We start from the raw sequence: 17,909 nt of genomic DNA, 5'->3' as shown, positions 1-17,909 counted from the left end.
GACGAGGGCGGTCAGCCGGGCGCCGAGCGCCTCGGCGTACTCACGGGCGCGGGTGACGGCGTCCCGCACGGCCTGTCGGCGGGCGTCGCGGTGGGCGGGCGATCCGGGGCGCAGCGCCCACCAGGGTCCGTCGACGCGGGTCAGCTCCAGGTCGGCGAGGCGGGAGGTGAGTTCGCCGAGTGCGGTGAAGTCGTTCAGCACGACGGTGATCCGGACCTGGCCGAAGTAGGCGCGGACCTTTTCGCCCCGGCCGTGCTGGGCCAGTTCGGGGCTGACGGAGAGGGCGCCGCTCTCCAGTTTCTCGACGGCCGCGCCGTATCCACGGGCGAGTTCGATGATGGCCGTGTTGCGCCGGGTGAGGTCGTGCAGCGCCGCCCTGCGGTCCTTGCCGCGGGCGCTCGCGGTGACGGTGAGGGCGGCGGTCTCGGGCTCGACTTCGAGGCTCGCCTCGCCCCGGACGGCGACGCGAGGAGCGTCGGGCGTGCCGTAAGGGGCGGCGGGCTGCGGGGCGTTGCCGGCGGCGGGGCCGGTCACGGGATCGGTCGCGGGATCGGTCGCGGGATCGGTCGCGGGTTCCGTCATGGGGTCGGTCCTGGGGTCGGTCATGGGCCCCACTGTCGCACCCCGGTACGACAGTGTGCGGTCATCAGATCGAAACCTGCGGGGGGTGTTGCTCCGCGTGGCTCCTGGGTCAGAATCTACGCGCGTTGTGCATGGTTGCTGTTCGCATCTACGCGCGTTGTGGTTCGTGACGAGGGAGACGAAATGCCGCTCAACCGTAGGACGTTCCTGGGTACTTCGGCCGCCGCCGGCGCCGGAGTGGCCATCGCCGGAGGCACGGCGGTGCCCGCCGATGCGCGGGGGCTCGGCCATGGCCACGGCCGTCCGCAGCGGCGGTACTCGTTCACCGTGATGGGGACGACCGATCTGCACGGTCATGTCTTCAACTGGGACTACTTCACGGACAAGGAGTTCGACGACGACGCGCACAACGACGTCGGCCTGGCGAAGATCTCGACGCTGGTCAGCGGGATCCGTAAGGAGAAGGGCCGTCACAACACCCTGATGATCGACGCGGGTGACACCATCCAGGGCACCCAGCTGTCGTACTACTACGCGAAGATCGACCCGATCACCGCGAAGCACGGTCCCGTGCACCCGATGGCGCAGGCCATGAACCACATCGGCTACGACGCCGCGGCGCTGGGCAACCACGAGTTCAACTACGGCATCCCGGTGCTGCGGAAGTTCGAGGAGCAGTGCCGTTTTCCGCTGCTCGGGGCCAACGCGCTGGACGCGAAGACGCTGAAGCCGGCGTTCGCCCCGTACGTCTTCAAGACGCTCCGCACCCCGCACGGCCGGGATGTGAAGGTCGCGGTCCTGGGCCTGACGAACCCGGGCATCGCCCTGTGGGACAAGACGAACGTCCAGGGCAAGATGGTGTTCCCCGGGCTTGAGGAGCAGGCGGCGAAGTATGTGCCGCGGCTGCGTTCCATGGGCGCCGATGTGGTGATCGTGGCCGCGCACTCGGGGGCCGACGGCACGTCCTCGTACGGGGACCAGATCCCGTACGTGGAGAACGCGGCCGCCCTGGTGGCCGAGCAGGTGCCGGGGATCGACGCGATCCTGGTGGGACACGCGCATGTCGAGATCCCCGAGAGGTTCGTGGCGAACAAGAAGACCGGGAAGCAGGTCGTGCTCTCCGAGCCGCTGATGTGGGGCGAGCGGCTGACGGTCTTCGACTTCGACGTGGTGTGGGAGAAGGGGCGCTGGACGGTCGAGAAGGCCGGGGCGCGGGTGCTGAACTCCAATACCGCGGCCGAGGACCCGGCGCTCGTGAAGCTGCTGACGGACGAGCACAAGAAGGTCGTGGCGTACGTCAACCAGGTGATCGGGACGTCGTCGGCGGCGATGACCACGGCGGACGCCCCGTGGAAGGACGAGCCGATCATCGATCTGATCAACGCGGTCCAGACCGGCACGGTGAAGGCGGCGCTGGCCGGTGGCGAGTACGCGGCGCTGCCGGTGCTCTCGCAGGCCTCGTGTTTCTCGCGTACGGCGCAGATCCCGGCCGGTGATGTGACGATCAAGGATGCGGCGGGGCTCTACCCGTTCGAGAACACGCTGGAGGCGCGTCTGGTGACGGGTGCGCAGATCAAGGACTATCTGGAGTTCTCGGCGCGCTACTACGTGCAGACGGCGGCGGACGCGCCCGTCGACACGTCGAAGCTGACGAACGCGGACAACACCCCGGACTACAACTACGACGCGGTGTCGGGTCTGACGTACGAGATCGACATCGCGAAGGCCGCGGGGTCGCGGATCGCGAAGCTGTCCTTCGGCGGCAAGGCGATCGATCCTGCGGCGCAGTTCGTGCTGGCGGTGAACAACTACCGGGCGAGTGGCGGCGGGAACTTCCCGCATGTGCCGGCCGCGAAGCAGCTGTGGGCCAATTCGGACGAGATCCGGAACACGATCATCGCGTGGGTGCAGGCGAAGGGGACGGTGGACGCGTCGGAGTTCGCCTCGGTGGACTGGAAGCTGACGCGCGACGGTACGCCGGTCTTCTAGGTCTTTCGTCCGGTGCGGGCCGGGCCGGTTTCTTCCCGGTCCCGGTCCGCACCGGTGTGCTCGGTCCCGTCAGCCGCGTTCCGCCAGCGGGACGAGGCCGGCGCGGCGCTGCGGGGGCAGGGCGTGCTCGCGGTCGAGGCCGAAGCTGGTGAACGCGGTGCGCCGGGGCAGCGGGTAGGGGTCCTTCCCGGTGAGGGAGTTGAGGATGGTCGCGCTGCGCCAGGCGGCGAGGCCGAGGTCGGGGGCGCCGACGCCGTGGGTGTGGCGTTCGGCGTTCTGGACGTACACGGAGCCGGTGACGGTGGGGTCGAGGAGCAGCCGGTACTGGTCGTCGATGCGGGGGCGCTCGGATGCGTCCCGCCGCATGTACGGATCGAGGCCGGCCAGCATGCCGTCGAGCGGGCGTTCCCGGTAGCCGGTGGCGAGGACCACGGCGTCGGTGGTGAGGCGGGAGCGGGAGCCCTGCCTGGCGTGTTCCAGGTGGAGTTCGACCTTGGTGCTGGCGACGCGTCCCGCGGTACGTACGGTGACGCCCGGGGTGAGGACGGCGTCGGGCCAGCCGCCGTGCTGGGTGCGGCGGTAGAGCTCGCCGTGGATGGCCGCGATGGTCTCGGCGTCGATGCCCTTGTGGAGCTGCCACTGCTGCGGGGCCAGGGAGTCGCGTGCGGACTCGGGCAGCTGGTGGAAGTAGCGGGTGTAGTCGGGGGTGAAGTGCTCAAGGCCGAGTTTGGAGTACTCCATGGGGGCGAATGCCTCGGTCCTGGCGAGCCAGGTGATCCTCTCGTGGCCCGCCGGACGGGCCCGGAGCAGGTCGAGGAAGATCTCGGCTCCTGACTGGCCCGCGCCGATGACGGTGATGTGGTCCGCGGTGAGGAGCTGTTCGCGGCTGGCGAGGTAGTCGGACGAGTGCACGACGGGCACCGTTGGTGCTTCGGCGAGCGGTTTGAGGGATTCCGGGATGTACGGCTCGGTGCCGACGCCCAGGGCCAGGTTGCGGGTGTGGGCGCGGCCGAGTGCTTCGGCCTCTCCTTCGGCGTCGAGTTGGGTGAAGTCGACTTCGAAGAGGGCGTGTTCGGCGTTCCAGCGGATGGCGTCGACCTGGTGGCCGAAGTGCAGTCCCGGCAGGTTCTCGCTGACCCAGCGGCAGTAGGCGTCGTACTCGGTGCGCCTGATGTGGAAGTGCTCGGCGAAGTAGAAGGGGTAGAGCCGCTCGCGTTCCTTCAGGTAGCTGAGGAAGGACCACGGGCTGGCGGGTTCGGCGAGGGTCACCAGGTCGGCGAGGAAGGGGACTTGGAGGGTGGCGTCCTCGATGAGCAGGCCGGGGTGCCAGTGGAAGGCGGGGCGCTGTTCGTAGAAGGCGGTGGAGAGTTCGGTGAGGGGGTGGGCGAGTGCCGCGAGGGAGAGGTTGAACGGGCCGATGCCGACCCCCACCAGGTCGTGGGGCTGGTCCACGGGAGACTGCTGGTCCGTCATCGGGGCGTACTGCCTTCCAGGAGTTTGAGGAGAGCTTCCAGGTCACCGGTGGTGGCGTGGGGGTTGAGCAGGGTGGCTTTCAGCCAGAGGCGGTTGTCGGCGCGGGCCCGGCCGAGGACGGCGTGGCCTTCGGTGAGGAGGGTGCGGCGGATGGCGGCCACGGTCTCGTCGTCCGCTCCGGTGGGGCGGAAGAGCACGGTGGAGATGGTGGGACGGTCGTAGAGGTCCAGGCCGGGGCGGCCGTCGATGAGGTCGGCGAGTTCGGCGGCGATGGCGCAGGTGCGGTCGACGAGGGCGGCGAGGCCGGTCCTGCCGAGGGCGCGGAGTGTGACGGCGATCTTGAATACGTCGGGGCGCCGGGTGGTCCGCAGGGAGCGGCCGAGGAGGTCGGGGAGGCCCGCTTCGGTGTCGTCGTCGGCGTTGAGGTAGTCGGCCTGGTGGGTGAGGGCGTCCAGGGCGGCCGGGCGGGGGACGGCGAGGATGCCTGCGGCGACCGGCTGCCAGCCGAGTTTGTGCAGGTCGAGGGTTACCGAGTGGGCGCGTTCGAGGCCGTCGAGCAGGGGGCGGTGGAGGTCGCTGAAGAGGAGCGGTCCGCCGTATGCGGCGTCGATGTGGAGTTCGGCGCCGTGCAGGTCGCAGAGGTCGGCGATCTCGGGCAGCGGGTCGATGAGTCCGGCGTCGGTGGTGCCGGCGGTGGCGGCGACCAGGACGGGGCCGTGTGTCGCGGTGAGTGCCGCGTCGAGTGCGGCGAGGTCGATGACGCCGGAGGGTGCGGGGACGGTGAGGGGCTCGGGGAGGCCGAGGAGCCAGGCGGCGCGGTGCAGGGAGTGGTGGGCGTTGGCGCCGCAGATGACCCGGACGGCGCCGTGGCGTTCACGGGCGAGCAGCAGGGCGAGCTGGTTGGACTCGCTGCCGCCGGTGGTGATGAGCGCGTCGCCCGCCGGGTAGATCTCGGCGGCGATGGCGCGGGTGACGAGGGCTTCGAGCTCGGAGGCGGCGGGGGCCTGGTCCCAGGAGTCCATCGAGGGGTTGAGGGCGGATGCGGCGAGGTCGGCGGCTGCGGCGACGGCCAGCGGCGGGCAGTGCAGATGGGCGGCGCAGCGGGGGTCGGCGGGGTCGGCCGCGCCTTCGGTGAGGGTGTGGACGAGGGTACGCAGGGCTTCTTCGGCGCCGGTCCCGGTGTCGGGCAGTACGGGCCGGGCGGTGGCCCGTACCCGTGCGGCGACGGTGTGCGGGCCGCCGGGCGGCAGCGGGCCGATCCGTTCGGCGGCTCCGTCGCGCAGCGCGTCGAGGACGGTACCGACGAGGGGCCGCAGGGCGTCCGGCCCTGCGGCCCCTCCGGCGAGTGGCGGCGTGCTCATACGGATGTCCTTCGGTGCGCTCGGGGCTGTCGCCCCAGCCTGTACGGGGGGACAGGCGGCGCGCCCGAAGAGCACAACGACTCAACCCGAAAGTGGTACTGCCGGGGTGCGGGGGGAAGTTGGCGTTCCCCTGGTGGTACAAGGGGGCTGCCGCCCCGCACCCCTGGTCAGGCCCCGCGGACCGCCAGGGCGCGCCGCAGGTCGTCGAGCTGGTCGGTGAGCTTGCGGCGCAGCGCGGGGATCATGTCGCTGTCGCGCAGGCAGGCTTCGCCGCGGGCGAGGGCCTCGGCGGTGATCTCGTACGCGGGGAAGGCGTACCGTCCGGCGGCTTCGGCGATGGCGGGGCCGCGGCGGCCTGCGAGGGCGATGGCGTCCTCGTAGTAGCGCTCCGTGTAGGCGGCGACGAGGGCGCTCTGTTCGGGCTGCCAGAAGCCGCGGGCGGTGGCGGTGAACAGGTAGTTGGACAGGTCGTCCGAGGTGAACATCCGCTGCCAGGCGTCGGCCTTGGCCTCGGGTGCGGGCAGCGCGGCCCGGCAGCGGGCGGCGCCCTCCTGTCCGGTGGCGCTGATGTCCCGGTCGAGTTCGGCGGCGATGGTGCTCTCCTCGACGGCGCCGAGTGCGGCGAGGCGCTGGAGGATGCGCCAGCGCAGCTCGGGGTCCAGTTCGGGGCCGCCGGGGACTCCGCCGTCGGCGAGCCATGCCTGGATGCCGTCGGGCTGGGTGGCGGCGTCGATGAAGTGGCGGACGGCGATGAGGCGCAGTCCGGTGTTGTGGCCGTCCTCGGTGCGGCGGATCAGCGCGCGGCAGACCGTGCTGAGCGTGGCGAGTGCGGCGGTCCGGTCGGCGGGCGGCAGATAGCGGTCGGCGATCTGGGTGGCGGCGAAGGTGAGGACGCCCTGGACGATGGCGAGGTCCGACTCGTGCGGGAGGTGGGCGAGCGCCGCGTCGAGGTAGGCGGCGGGCGGCAGTTCGCCGTCGCGGACCATGTCGCGTGCGGCGTTCCAGACGACGGCGCGGGTCAGCGGGTCGGGGAGGCCGGAGAGCGCGCGTACGGCGGTCTCCCAGGAGGCGGCGTCGAGACGGACCTTGGCGTAGGTGAGGTCGTCGTCGTTGAGGAGGAGCAGGTCGGGGCGGCGGCCCTGGAAGGTCCGGGTGGCGTCGCCGGCGGGTACGTCGGTCTCGAAGCGTTCGCGCAGGACGAGGTGGGCGGGGTCGACGGGGTCGTGGTCGTAGGCGCCGACGACGATGCGGTGCGGGCGGCTGCCGGTGCGGGTGACACCGAACGACCAGGTGTTGTCGGTCTCGGTGACGGTGGGGGTGAGGGTGTCGACGCCGGTGGTGCCCAGCCACTGGGCGGCCCAGCCGTGGACGTCGCGGTCGGTGGCTGACGCCAGGTTGTCGATGAAGTCGGCGAGGGTGGCGTTGGCGAAGCGGTGCCGGGCGAAGTGGGTGTTGATCCCGGCGAGGAAGTCCTTCTCGCCGAGCCAGGTGACGAGCTGGCGCAGCGCGGACGCGCCCTTGGCGTAGGAGATCCCGTCGAAGTTGAGCATCGCGGACGCGGTGTCGGGGACGAGCGCCGGGTCGGGGGCGACGGGGTGGGTGGAGGGGCGCTGGTCCGCGTCGTACCCCCAGCTCTTGCGGGCGATGGCGAAGTCGACCCAGGTGCCGGTGAAGCGGGTGGCTTCGGCGAGTGTCTGGTAGCCCATGTACTCGGCGAAGGACTCGTTCAGCCAGATGTCGTCCCACCACTGGAGGGTGACGAGGTCGCCGAACCACATGTGGGCCATTTCGTGGGCGATGACCATGCCACGGGTCTGGCGTTCGGTGTCGGTGACGGCCGAGCGGTAGATGAATTCGTCGCGGAAGGTGACCAGGCCCGGGTTCTCCATGGCGCCGGCGTTGAACTCCGGGACGAATGCCTGGTCGTAGGAGTCGAAGGGGTACGGCTCGTCGAACTTCTCGTGGTACCGGTCGTAACAGGCGCGGGTGATCTCGAAGATCTCGTCGGCGTCGGCGTCGAGGTGGGGCGCGAGTGAGCGGCGGCAGTGCAGGCCGAAGGGGAGCCCGGCGTGCTCGGTGGTCACGGAGTGCCAGGGGCCGGCGGCGACGGCGACGAGATAGGTGGAGACGGGCTGGGTGGGCGCGGCCTGCCAGCGGCCGTCATCGGTGCGCCGGACGACGGCGTTGGCGAGGACGGTCCAGTCCTCGGGCGCGGTGACGCCGAGCTCGAAGACGGCTTTGAGGTCCGGCTGGTCGAACGCGGCGAACACCCGCTGGACGTCTTCCATGAACAGCTGGGTGTAGACGTACGTCTCGCCGTCGGTGGGGTCGGTGAACCGGTGCATGCCCTCGCCGGTGTGCGAGTACCGCATCACGGCGTCGACGCGCAGCTCGTGCTCGCCGGCCGTGAGCGCGGTGAGCGGGAGCCGGTTCCCGGTGAGCGTCCCGGGGTCGACGGGCTGTCCGTCCAGGGTCACCGAGCGCAGCTCGGCGGGCTTGAGCTCGACGAAGGTGTCCCCGGCCGCGCGGGCGGTGAAGCGGATGACGGTACGGGAGTCGAAGGTCTCGTCGCCCCGCGTCAGATCGAGGTCGATCGTGTACCGCTGGACATCGAGGAGCTGGGCTCGGAGCTGCGCTTCGTCGCGCGTCAGTACGGACATGGGCCCATCGTGCCGTACACCAAGGGCACCGCGCACGGGGGTTCAGCCCAGCAGCCGGAGCAGTCTCCCCGCCTGCCGGGCGACCGTTCCGGTCGGGTTACGGGGGCGGGGGCCGTGACTGTCGGCTTCGAGCATCAGGAGCCACATCAGGGCGGTGAGCCTGCGGAGGTCACGGAGCCTGGCGCGCTCGGGGCGGGTGAGGGGGAAGTGCCCGATGAGCGCCTCGGTGTCGAGGCTGCTGTCGGACCAGACCGATACGTGTTCGGCGATCTCGGCGAGCTCCTGGACGCGGTCGGCGCGGCCCGCGCTCTCGAAGTCGACGAGGCGGACGCGGCTGCCGTCCCAGAGGTAGTTGGCGAGGTTGCCGTCGGCGAAGCCGAGCACCGCTGCGGCCGGTTCGGCGGCCACCAGGGTGTCCAGGGCGGGGCCCACGACCCAGCGGGCGCCGGCGTCGAGCGCGGTGGCGCTCCCCTGCCTGTCATCCGTGGCGCGTCCGGCCCTGCCTCGCGGGGCAGCGGCGCACTGGTCGCGTACCGCTGCGAGGATGTCGCCCGGCGCCCAGAGCCTGGGCGGCAGGGCGTCGATTTCCGTACGCGGGACCGCCTGCTGGAAGCGGGTGAGGGCCGCGGCCAGGGGAGCCAGCTGCTCGGGGCCGACCTGTGTGCCGCGCAGCGGGGTCCCCGGGACGCGCGTCATCGTGACGGTGGGCGGGGCCGTGGTCCGCTCCACCGGTACGGGTGCGAGACCGGGTGCGTGGCGGGCTAGGAGCGTGAGCGTCCGCCATTCGCGTTCGGGCTGGCCGCGGTCCCAGGTGCGGAAGCGCTTGACGACCGTGGTGCGGCCGATGCCGACCGTGTGGTTGGTGGTGAGGTCGGTCATCCGGGCACCGGTCAGCTGTCGTCCGCTGAGGGACTTCCCGCGCCGTCCGCAGTGCCCTCCGCCGCGCCCTCCGCGATGCGCTCGTGGTGTCTGATCACTTCCGCGACGATGAAGTTGAGCAGCTTCTCGGCGAAGGCCGGGTCGAGTCTGGCGCTCTCGGCGAGGCTGCGCAGCCGGGCGATCTGGCGGGCTTCGCGGGCCGGGTCGGCGGGCGGGAGCTGGTTCTGCGCCTTGAGGAGGCCGACCTGCTGGGTGGCCTTGAAGCGCTCGGCGAGCATGTGGACGACGGCGGCGTCGATGTTGTCGATGGACCCGCGCAAACGGTCCAGTTCGGCCTGTACGGACGGGGCTGTCTCGGTCATGGTCGTCGAGCTTACGTCGTGATCGTCGGCGGGTTGTCGGGGTCCGGTATCTGGTCACTCCAGCCGCCGGGGACGGTGTGTCCCTGCTGCTGGCGGAAGACGACCGGGGCCTTGCCGACCCGGCGGGTGAACAGCCGGGAGAAGTACGCCGGGTCGTCGTAGCCCACCCTGCGGGCGACGGCCGCGACCGGCAGATCGGTGGCGGCGAGCAGTTCCTTGGCGCGGCCGAGCCTGATGCCCAGGAGGTAGTCCTTGGGGCTGCAGCCCGCACCCTGCCGTACCGCGGTGCGCAGTTCGGCGGGGGTCATGCCGTGCCGGGCGGCGTGTTCGGCGACGGTCAGCGGCTGGAAGGCGTCGCGGGCGAGCGCCTGGAGGACCGGAGCGCCTTCCGCGTCGGTGTCGGCGCGGGCGCGGCGCAGCGCGACGAGCAGTTCGTGCACGGCGGCCCCGGTCTCCACTTCGAGCAGCGGGTTTCCGCGGCGCGCGGCGCGGACGATGCGCCCCACGGCCGCGCGCGGTCCCGCGACATCGGTGAGCGGGACGACGGGCCGGTCGGGTTCGATGTAGCCGAGCTCGGTGTAGGTGGCGGTGGCGGGCCCGGTGAAGTCGACGAAGGACTCGTCCCAGCCGGTGGCCGGATCTGCGCCGTAGTGGTGGGTGGCGCCGGGGGTGATCCAGATGAGTGCGGGCGCGGTGACGGTCGTACGCCGTCCGTCGGCGCCGCGGTACCAGCCGCTGCCCGCGCCGACGACCACGGCCACATGGTGGTCGAGCGTCCGCGGTCCGACGGCGGGCAGAGTGCCGTGCTGGAGGCCCACACCGAGGCAGACCAGTCCGAGCTGGTGGTGGACGGGGCTCGGCGTGAAATAGCGCATCCAGGTGTGGTACATCCCGTTTCCGTCCTCTCCGTCCGGCTGCTTCTCGGTTCCGTACGGCTGCGTCTCGGCTGCCTCTCGGCTCCGTCCAATGAGCGTTGATCTTTGTCCATGGACCGGGCCGCCGCCAGAGGTGAGAGTGTCGACGTGGCTGATTTCACTGTGGGTGACGAGGATTTCCTGATCGACGGGCGGCCGGTCCGGCTGCTGTCGGGGGCACTGCACTACTTCCGGGTGCACGAGGACCAGTGGGGACACCGGCTGGCCATGCTCCGGGCCATGGGGCTCAACTCCGTGGAGACATACGTCCCGTGGAATCTGCACGAGCCCCAGCAGGGCCGCTTCCACGACGTGGGGGCGCTCGGCCGGTTCCTGGACGCGGCGCACGAGGCCGGTCTGTGGGCGGTGGTCCGCCCGGGGCCGTACATCTGTGCCGAGTGGGAGAACGGCGGGCTGCCGCACTGGCTGACCGGCGCGCTGGGCCCGCGGGTGCGGACACGTGACGCTGAGTATCTGCGCCATGTGGACCGCTGGTTCCACCGGCTGCTGCGTGAGGTCGTCCCCCGGCAGATCGACCGGGGCGGGTCGGTGATCATGGTGCAGGTCGAGAACGAGTACGGCAGTTACGGCTCCGACCAGACCTATCTGCGCCATCTGGCGGGGCTGCTGCGCCGCCTCGGGGTGAGTGTCCCGCTCTTCACGTCGGACGGGCCCGAGGACCATATGCTCACCGGCGGTTCGGTCCCCGGGGTGCTGGCCACGGCCAACTTCGGCGCGGGCGCGCGCGAGGGCTTCGACGTGCTGCGCAGGCACCGGCCGAAGGGGCCGCTGATGTGCATGGAGTTCTGGTGCGGCTGGTTCGACCACTGGGGCGCCGAGCCCGTCGCACGGGACCCGGCGGACGCCGCGCAGGCGCTGCGGGAGATCCTGGAGTGCGGCGCTTCGGTGAATCTGTACATGGCGCACGGCGGGACGAACTTCGCCGGCTGGGCGGGCGCCAACCGCGCGGGCGAGCTGCACGACGGCCCGTTGCAGCCGACCGTGACCTCGTACGACTACGGTGCGCCCGTCGACGAGTACGGGCGGCCGACCGAGAAGTTCTGGCTCTTCCGCGAGGTGCTGGCCCCGTACACGGACGGCCCGCTGCCGGAGCTGCCACAGCCGCCCGCCACGCTCGCTGCGCCCGTCGCGGCCGTCCTGCCGGAGTGGGTGCCGCTCGGTGAGGTGACGGACGGGCTCGGCGGCCCCGAGCAGGTCACGGGTGCTCCGCCGTCCTTCGACGAGCTGGACGTCGACCGGGGGCTGGTCCGCTACCGCGTCCAGGTGCCGGGCCCGCGCCGGCCGTATCCGCTGACCGCGCCAGGGCTGCGCGACGTGGCGCAGCTGTACGTCGACGGGGTGCGCACCGAGCTGGGCGCTCCGGTGCCGGGCCCCGCTTCGGTGGAGCTGTGGGTGGAGTCGCTCGGCCGGGTCAACTACGGTCCCCGGCTGGGCGAGCCGAAGGGTCTGACGGGCGGGGTGCTGCACGAGCGGCAGTATCTGCACGGGGTGCGGGCGCGAGGGCTGCGGCTCGACGCGTTCGACGACGCGGTGGCGGTGGCGAAGCTGCCGTTCCGTCCGGTGCTGCCGGGTGAGCCGGATTGCGGGGCCCGTGGGCTGCACCGGGGGACCTTCGACGTGACCGGGGCCGGGGACGCGACGCTGGAACTGACCGGCTGGGTGCGGGGCTTCGTCTGGGTGAACGGCTTCTGCCTGGGCCGCTACTGGTCGGCGGGGCCGCAGGAGTCCTTGTTCGTACCGGGCCCGGTACTGCGCGAGGGCGAGAACGAGGTGTGGGTGCTGGAGCTGGCCGGGGCCGCGGCCGATTCCGGCGAGCCGGGCCTGGCGCTGCGCTGAACCGGGCCCACCCCCAAGCCGGTTCGGCAGCGGGCCGGTCATCCGCCGATGACCGGCCCGCTGTCGTCTGGTGTCTTCCCGCGCCTACACCTCGCGGACCTCGAACGCGTCGATGGCGAACTCGGCGACCCCGTCGTCACCGACCTTGCGCAGCCCCACCCAGGCGTCGCCATCGGCCGGCGCGGTGAACTCGTAGCTCAGCTGCGTCGGCGCGGTCGCCACGGGCAGTGCCCTGCGGTCCAGCTCACGGGCCGCGGGCTCGTCGACGCCGGTGATCCAGGCGTACTGGCCCGCCGTGTCGTTCTCGTACCGGAAGGAGACCCGGTACCGCTTGGACGGCTCGAAGCGGACGGTGTGCTGCACGGTGCGGTAGACTAGGCCGTCGTTCTCACCGCGTGACTTGAGCGACTGGCCGCCGTCGATGACGTCATCGATGGCCTTGCCGTTCCAGCCGCGCTGGGTGAACGGGGCGTGCCGCTGCCCGATATGGGTCCGCGGGTCCGTCGAGCCGCCGGCGTCGCCCTTGACGAAGACACCCCAGCCCTGCGGGACGTTCTCGAAGTCCTCGAAGGCCACTGTGCCCGCCTTCCGGGTGGGCTTCGCCGCTGCGATCCGCAGGTTGTCGAACCTGATCTGCGCGTCGCCCGCCGCCGCCCGCAGCGTCAGGTCGACGCGGCCACCGCTCTCCGGCACGGTGAAGTACGTGAACATCCGCTGGAAGCGGGAGTCGTGCTTGCGGTCGGCCGCGACGTAGTTGCCGGCGCAGGAGGTGTCGGTCCAGTTGGTGGCGGTGACGCCGTCGGCGGTACGGATCTCCAGGGCGGCCCGGCGCCGCTCCCCCGCCTTCTTGCCCACCTCGACCTGTACGGACGCCGCATAGGTCCCGGCGGGCAGCCGGCCCAGGCGCTGGCCGACGGTGGTGGCCGCTCCGGCGCCGATCACCAGCTCGTAGTCGCCGATGGTGTTGCGCACGACGGACGCCGGCGCCCCGGCCGGTGTGGTCTGCCAGCCCTTGAGGGAGCCGGAGTTGAAGCCGGGGTCGTACACCGGGGTGCCCTGGCCCCAGTGCGGTTCGGCGACCGCCTTCGCGCGGGAGCGGTACAGCACATAGGGCTGTCCTGCGGTGGCGTCCACGGTGACCTTGCCGGAGCGGACCGCGAGGTCACCGGCGTGCACCCGGCCCTGGTCGGTGAGCCGGTAGAGCGCGACGCGCGAGGAGTGCGACCAGCCGCGCGGCAGCTGCCAGGTGGTGGAACCGCCCTTCGGGTTGTAGTGGTAGAGCTTCTCCGGGTCGGTCGCCCTGCGGGGTTCCCAGGGCAGCAGATAGCTGCCGCCGGTGTAGACGACCCGTCCGTCGGTGGTGATGCGGCGGTCGCCGTCCGCGTCGCCGACGACGGTCCCGGTGGGGCCGAAGAAGGTGATCTCGTGCTCGGTCCACCGCTTGACCGGGTACGCCTGGAGGTACTTCGCGGGCAGCGCCTCGGTCCAGATGATGTCGTAGAAGGCGTTCCAGTCGGTCTTGTTGACCCAGCCCTCGAAGTTGCCCATCCGCCCCGCGCCCAGCAGGGTGGGCCACTTGTTGGAGAAGACGTCCTTCTGGTGGTTGCGGATGAAGCGGATCAGCTGGGAGTTGATACCGCGCGAGGTGTCGGCGCCGTAGTCGGTCTCGTTCGCCCAGTGCGACCAGACCGACGAGCGCTCCAGGCCGTGGCCCCACTCGCTGCTGACGGTCCAGCCCTGCTCGCGCAGCGCCCGCTGGAGCCGGTCGCCGTTCCAGCCGGACTCGCGGAAGACGTCGAAGTAGATGGCGTTGAGCGCGGGATGCGCGTCGTTACGCAGGTCCTGGAGCCGCTTGATGATGTCGCCGGAGACCAGGTCACGCCGGGAGTCGATGCGGTAGGACTGGTCGAGCCAGTCCCACTGCTTGTCGGTCTTGTCGACGAGCTTCTCGGAGAAGGCGTGGGCCACGGGGTACGACTCGGTGGCGTTGACGTGCACGCTGAAGTCGCTGTTCCACTGGCTGCCCTCCTCGACGAGGGTGTTCATGTCGGCGAGGCCGCCGGCCCGCTCGTTGTAGTTGCCCGCGTAGTCGGGGTGCGCCGAGTCGTGGCCCTCCGACTGATAGCCCTTGAGCAGCGTGTACTGGCGCAGCCCGTCCGTGGCGAGGGAGATCCGCTTGACGTTGTCGAGCGTGGCGAGGAACGGGTTGGTGGCCTGCGAGGCGAAGTTGAAGGGGATGTGCGGGACGACCCGCAGATGGGTGTCGTCCACTCCGAGCGGTGTCACCATGATGTCGCGGAAGGCGATGGCCGCGTCCTGCCAGTCGACCACGCCGTCGCCGTTGCGGTCCCGGGTGAGGACGACGGTCGCGTACGGCAGCGGCTCGGTGGCGTCGACCGGTGAGGTGTCCGCGCGGTGGGTCCACTGGCCACAGGCCAGCTGCGCCTTGACGTAGCCGTCCTTCTTGACGGTCTGCCGCCACATCCGGCCGTTCTCCCAGGTGGCGCCGGGGGTGGCGTCCGGCTTGTCGTAGACGGTGTTGGTCTCGACGGCGCCGCCGAGGCTGTCGTGCGCCACCACGGCGTACGCGCAGCCGGTGGGCGCCGCGTCCGCCGCGCTGTCCGCCGTGACCTTGACCAGGGTGTCGCCGCTCTTGGCCTTGTCCAGGTCGAGCTTGGCGGCCAGCAGGGTGGCGCCGGGCTGGTCGCTGCGTACGGAGAGGAAGGCGAGCGCGGGGATCTCCAGCGTCCCGACGCGCAGCGCGGCGGTGTCGGCGATACGGGTGACCCGCCAGTCGGTCTGCCATCCGTCGACCCGGATCTCGACGCGGATCTCGGTCCCGCCGTCGAAGGCGAGGGTGTACGCGATCCGGTCCCGGCCGGGCCTGGACGTCACCTTCGGGGTGTGCGCGGTCCCGTCGACGAGCACCGAGGTGACGGGGTCCTCCTGCCCGTGCAGCAGCGCGCCCGTCCGGCGGTCGGTGTACGACACGATGCGCGGGAAGCCCCGGTCGACGCGGACGTCGAGGACTTCGGAACGCAGGACGGTCTCGGCTCCGCCCGCGCTCCCGGAGCCCGCCTTCGCTGCGTCCGCCGCGAAGGCGGACGGGGCGGCGAGTGCCGCACCGACACCGGCAAGCGCGGTGGCGGCTACAACGGTCCTGCGGCTGGGCCCTCGGTCTACTTCGTGCACGCTCGCTCCTCCATCGCGACGATCATCCGTGCACGTCACGATGGAGGGGCGGGGCGTGTGCGCCTATGGACAAAGGAGGGACAGCTGTTGGACTAAAGCGATGTGCTGCCCGCGGCCCGTCTCAGTGCAGCGTGTCCGCGGCCGCCTTGATGTCCGCCGAGAGCGCCGACACCTGGGCGTACACCCCCGGGTAGCCCGGCTCGGCGCAGCCCTGGCCGAAGCTGACGATCCCGACCTGGACCCACTCCCCCTGGTCGTCCTTGCGGAACATCGGGCCGCCCGAGTCACCCTGGCAGGTGTCGACCCCGCCCTTCTCGACATCTCCGGCGCAGATCTCGTCACCGGCGTTGAACTGCGATCCGTACGCCTCACCGCACTGCGCGTCGGTGACATAGGGGACCGTCGCCTGCCGCAGATAGCGCTGCTGGCCGCCGTTCTCGCTCGTGGAGCCCCAGCCCGCGATCGTGAAGGTTCCCTTGTCGTACGCCGTACTGGTGACGGTGGGCAGGGTCGGCAGGTCGAAGGGCCGGTCCAGCTTGATCAGGGCCCAGTCCTTGCCCTTGCCGTCGTAGCCGGGAGCCTGGATGACCTGGGTGGACTTGATGTGCACGGCCTGCGGGCTCTGGAGGTCTACGGAGCCCGCGGTCGCGGTGATGGAGGTGTTGGCGCCGGAGCCCGACACGCAGTGGGCCGCGGTGAGGACGATGTCCTTGGCGTAGAGGGCGCCCCCGCATCCCTGGGAGAGATGCACCATAAAGGGGTACTGGCCCTCCGCCACCCGGGTGCCTCCGACGACGGGCTCGGGGGCGGCGGCCGAGGCCGGGGCGGGCTGGAGGCTGAGGACTGCGAGTACGGCGGCGCCGATGGCCGCGCATCGTCCGATGGTGCGCTCTGGCTGGTTCAACGGGCTTCCTCTCGTGGGGGCTGAGGGATCCTCACGCCCTGTCCGGACCAGGACCTGGTCCCACGGTCCGGAAAGGGCTGCTCCCACGACAATGGCCGCTGTCCGGGGTTTCCGCCCGGCCGTAGAGTGGACGCGTGACGGACGGCAGCGAGGTCGTACACGGTTTTCCGCACCTGGAGACCGTGCAGGCGGCGATCACGGCGCTCCACAGGCGCCTCTCGTACGACGGTGTCCTCAGCTACGCGCCGAGCCTCGCCCCCGTCGACGCCGCCTTCTCCGACCTGGACGATCTGCATCTGGGCACCCAGCGGGTGGCCCGCGCGCTGGTCCACCATCTGCGGCTGCCCGACGCCCGGATGATCGTCGGCTTCCGCGAGATGGAGCACGCGGCGGCGGTCGAACTGGCGGCGGGGCCGGAGTACTTCATCGAGCTCAACGACCGTTTCCGTACCCACAGGGCCGACATCGGGGCGGCTCTCGCCCATGAGGTCACCCATGTGCTGCTGCACCGGCTCGGCCTCGGCTTCGCGGGGACCCGGGACAACGAGATCCTCACCGACACGGCGGCGGCCTACCTCGGGGCGGGCTGGCTGCTGCTCGACGCGTTCCGCGAGGACGCGGTGTCCAGCCAGAAGCTCGGCTATCTCACCCCGGAGGAGTTCGGGTATGTGCTGGCGAAGCGGGCGGTGCTCCTCGACGAGGACCCGTCGATCTGGTTCACCAGCCCGCAGGCGTACACGGCGTACACGAAGGGGCGGGCCAGGGCGGGTCAGGACAGCACCCGGCCGCCGCTGACCGCGGCCGGGTGGGCCGGGCGCCGCGCCTACGCGAAGCACCGCAGGAACGCGCTGGAGAACGGCGGCCGCTCCGCCCCCGGCCTGCCGTACGCCTTCGAGCAGGCACCGGACGGACTGCGCGTCAGTTTCGCCTGCCCCACCTGCCATCAGCGGATCAGGGTGCCGGTCCGCGGCCGGGTGCGGGCGCGCTGCGGGCTGTGCCGCACAGTTCTGGAATGCGACACCTGAGGGCTGTCCCGTAATCCCTGGTGGATCAGCGCGCGGCGTCAGATGCGGTGCATCGCAAGGCGGAGGGACGTCCGCATACTGGATGTATTCGGGCGTTCCGACAACGCGGCGAGGCGCCGCATCTGTCGTCGTGTGCCCGCCAGGGGTTACGGGACAGCCCTCAGGAACCCGTCCGGACCTAGGATCTGTGCCATGCGCGTAGAGACGAAGCACGCACTGGTGCGGCCCCTCCAGCGGTATCTGATCAACCCGCCGGTCCGGCTGCTGCTGCGGCTCGGGGCCGCGCCCGGTTACGCGCTGCTGGAGACGCGCGGGCGGGTCACCGGGCAGATCCGCACCACGCCGGTCGGCGAGGGCAGGGACGGGCGGGTGTTCTGGATCGTCGCGGAACACGGCATGCACGCCGGGTACGTCCGCAACATCCGGGACTGCCCGGACGTGCGGGTCCGCCTCCGCGCGGGGCGGCGCTTCGTCTGGGTGCCGGGAACGGCGGAGCTGCTTCCGGGCGACGACCCGTACGCGCGCCAGCGCACCCTGGTACGCGGGCACCCGCTGCGGGCGCTGAACGCGGCGACCGTCCGGGCGATGGGGACGGAGCTGCTGACGGTCCGCATCACTCTGCATCCCGGGCCGGGCGCCGGGCCCGCCTGACGGCAGGGCCCGGCCGCGCCCGGTCCGTCAGGCGGCGGCCCTGCGGCCGCCCTGGCCACC

At 71.4% G+C, this 17,909-nt stretch carries 13 protein-coding genes; 4 read left to right on the top strand and 9 right to left on the bottom strand.

Features of this window, described 5'->3' with window-relative positions; genetic code table 11:
* On the bottom strand, window positions 1-534 hold a 534-nt coding region (locus G3I19_RS24195; RefSeq protein WP_343235192.1), incomplete at its 3' end, for an SIMPL domain-containing protein.
* A gap of 231 nt (window positions 535-765) precedes the next feature.
* Between G3I19_RS24195 and G3I19_RS24190 the strand changes: the two genes are divergently transcribed.
* Complete coding sequence (locus G3I19_RS24190) at window positions 766-2,571, top strand: 5'-nucleotidase C-terminal domain-containing protein (protein WP_164265804.1); 1,806 nt, start codon at window positions 766-768, stop codon at window positions 2,569-2,571.
* Between the two features lie 69 nt (window positions 2,572-2,640).
* Here G3I19_RS24190 and G3I19_RS24185 read toward each other — a convergent pair whose 3' ends face one another.
* The 6 genes from G3I19_RS24185 to G3I19_RS24160 all read right to left on the bottom strand — a co-directional run bounded on the left by G3I19_RS24185 (window position 2,641) and on the right by G3I19_RS24160 (window position 10,196).
* Window positions 2,641-4,044 (bottom strand): SidA/IucD/PvdA family monooxygenase, encoded by a 1,404-nt coding sequence (locus G3I19_RS24185; protein ID WP_164265803.1) that lies wholly within the window; start codon window positions 4,042-4,044, stop codon window positions 2,641-2,643.
* On the bottom strand, window positions 4,041-5,405 hold the full coding sequence (locus tag G3I19_RS24180) for an aminotransferase class V-fold PLP-dependent enzyme (RefSeq protein ID WP_164265802.1): 1,365 nt from the start codon (window positions 5,403-5,405) through the stop codon (window positions 4,041-4,043). The genes G3I19_RS24185 and G3I19_RS24180 overlap by 4 nt, the downstream gene beginning before the upstream one ends.
* Window positions 5,406-5,572: 167 nt before the next feature.
* Window positions 5,573-8,065: an aminopeptidase N gene (gene pepN, locus G3I19_RS24175; protein ID WP_164265801.1), complete on the bottom strand. Its 2,493-nt coding sequence runs from the start codon at window positions 8,063-8,065 to the stop codon at window positions 5,573-5,575.
* Window positions 8,066-8,107: 42 nt separating this feature from the next.
* Window positions 8,108-8,944, bottom strand: coding sequence for a phosphotransferase (locus G3I19_RS24170; RefSeq protein WP_164265800.1), 837 nt, complete (start codon window positions 8,942-8,944; stop codon window positions 8,108-8,110).
* Window positions 8,945-8,955: 11 nt separating this feature from the next.
* The gene (locus tag G3I19_RS24165) at window positions 8,956-9,306 is read right to left on the bottom strand and encodes a chorismate mutase (RefSeq protein ID WP_164265799.1); all 351 of its coding nucleotides are present in this window, start codon (window positions 9,304-9,306) and stop codon (window positions 8,956-8,958) included.
* A gap of 11 nt (window positions 9,307-9,317) precedes the next feature.
* Complete coding sequence (locus G3I19_RS24160; RefSeq protein WP_164265798.1) at window positions 9,318-10,196, bottom strand: AraC family transcriptional regulator; 879 nt, start codon at window positions 10,194-10,196, stop codon at window positions 9,318-9,320.
* A gap of 132 nt (window positions 10,197-10,328) precedes the next feature.
* On the opposite strand from G3I19_RS24160, the gene G3I19_RS24155 reads away from it, so the two are divergent.
* Window positions 10,329-12,077: a beta-galactosidase family protein gene (locus G3I19_RS24155; protein WP_164265797.1), complete on the top strand. Its 1,749-nt coding sequence runs from the start codon at window positions 10,329-10,331 to the stop codon at window positions 12,075-12,077.
* An 84-nt stretch (window positions 12,078-12,161) separates the two neighbouring features.
* Here the strand turns inward: G3I19_RS24155 and G3I19_RS24150 are convergent, their stop codons facing one another.
* Together G3I19_RS24150 and G3I19_RS24145 are read right to left on the bottom strand one after the other, a co-directional pair.
* Window positions 12,162-15,269 carry an endo-alpha-N-acetylgalactosaminidase family protein gene (locus tag G3I19_RS24150; RefSeq protein ID WP_164265796.1) on the bottom strand — a complete coding sequence of 1,036 codons (3,108 nt, stop codon included), beginning with the start codon at window positions 15,267-15,269 and terminating at the stop codon, window positions 12,162-12,164.
* Window positions 15,270-15,390: 121 nt separating this feature from the next.
* Window positions 15,391-16,173 (bottom strand): serine protease, encoded by a 783-nt coding sequence (locus G3I19_RS24145; protein ID WP_164265795.1) that lies wholly within the window; start codon window positions 16,171-16,173, stop codon window positions 15,391-15,393.
* Between the two features lie 134 nt (window positions 16,174-16,307).
* On the opposite strand from G3I19_RS24145, the gene G3I19_RS24140 reads away from it, so the two are divergent.
* Window positions 16,308-17,198: a hypothetical protein gene (locus G3I19_RS24140; RefSeq protein WP_164265794.1), complete on the top strand. Its 891-nt coding sequence runs from the start codon at window positions 16,308-16,310 to the stop codon at window positions 17,196-17,198.
* Window positions 17,199-17,390: 192 nt separating this feature from the next.
* Window positions 17,391-17,849: a nitroreductase/quinone reductase family protein gene (locus G3I19_RS24135; protein ID WP_164265793.1), complete on the top strand. Its 459-nt coding sequence runs from the start codon at window positions 17,391-17,393 to the stop codon at window positions 17,847-17,849.
* The last annotated feature ends 60 nt before the right edge of the window (window positions 17,850-17,909 follow it).

The organism is Streptomyces sp. SID10853 (assembly GCF_010548145.1).
Taxonomy (GTDB): domain Bacteria; phylum Actinomycetota; class Actinomycetes; order Streptomycetales; family Streptomycetaceae; genus Streptomyces.
Note: the sequence above shows the minus strand (reverse complement) of the source record. Positions and strands in the feature narration are given on the sequence as shown.

Bases quoted from the DNA above. Each gene is read 5' to 3' on its own strand.
- G3I19_RS24190 (WP_164265804.1), top strand. From the start codon at position 766: ATGCCGCTCAACCGTAGGACGTTCCTGGGTACTTCGGCCGCCGCCGGC.
- G3I19_RS24185 (WP_164265803.1), bottom strand. From the start codon at position 4,044: ATGACGGACCAGCAGTCTCCCGTGGACCAGCCCCACGACCTGGTGGGG.
- G3I19_RS24180 (WP_164265802.1), bottom strand. From the start codon at position 5,405: ATGAGCACGCCGCCACTCGCCGGAGGGGCCGCAGGGCCGGACGCCCTG.
- pepN (WP_164265801.1), bottom strand. From the start codon at position 8,065: ATGTCCGTACTGACGCGCGACGAAGCGCAGCTCCGAGCCCAGCTCCTC.
- G3I19_RS24170 (WP_164265800.1), bottom strand. From the start codon at position 8,944: ATGACCGACCTCACCACCAACCACACGGTCGGCATCGGCCGCACCACG.
- G3I19_RS24165 (WP_164265799.1), bottom strand. From the start codon at position 9,306: ATGACCGAGACAGCCCCGTCCGTACAGGCCGAACTGGACCGTTTGCGC.
- G3I19_RS24160 (WP_164265798.1), bottom strand. From the start codon at position 10,196: ATGTACCACACCTGGATGCGCTATTTCACGCCGAGCCCCGTCCACCAC.
- G3I19_RS24135 (WP_164265793.1), top strand. From the start codon at position 17,391: ATGCGCGTAGAGACGAAGCACGCACTGGTGCGGCCCCTCCAGCGGTAT.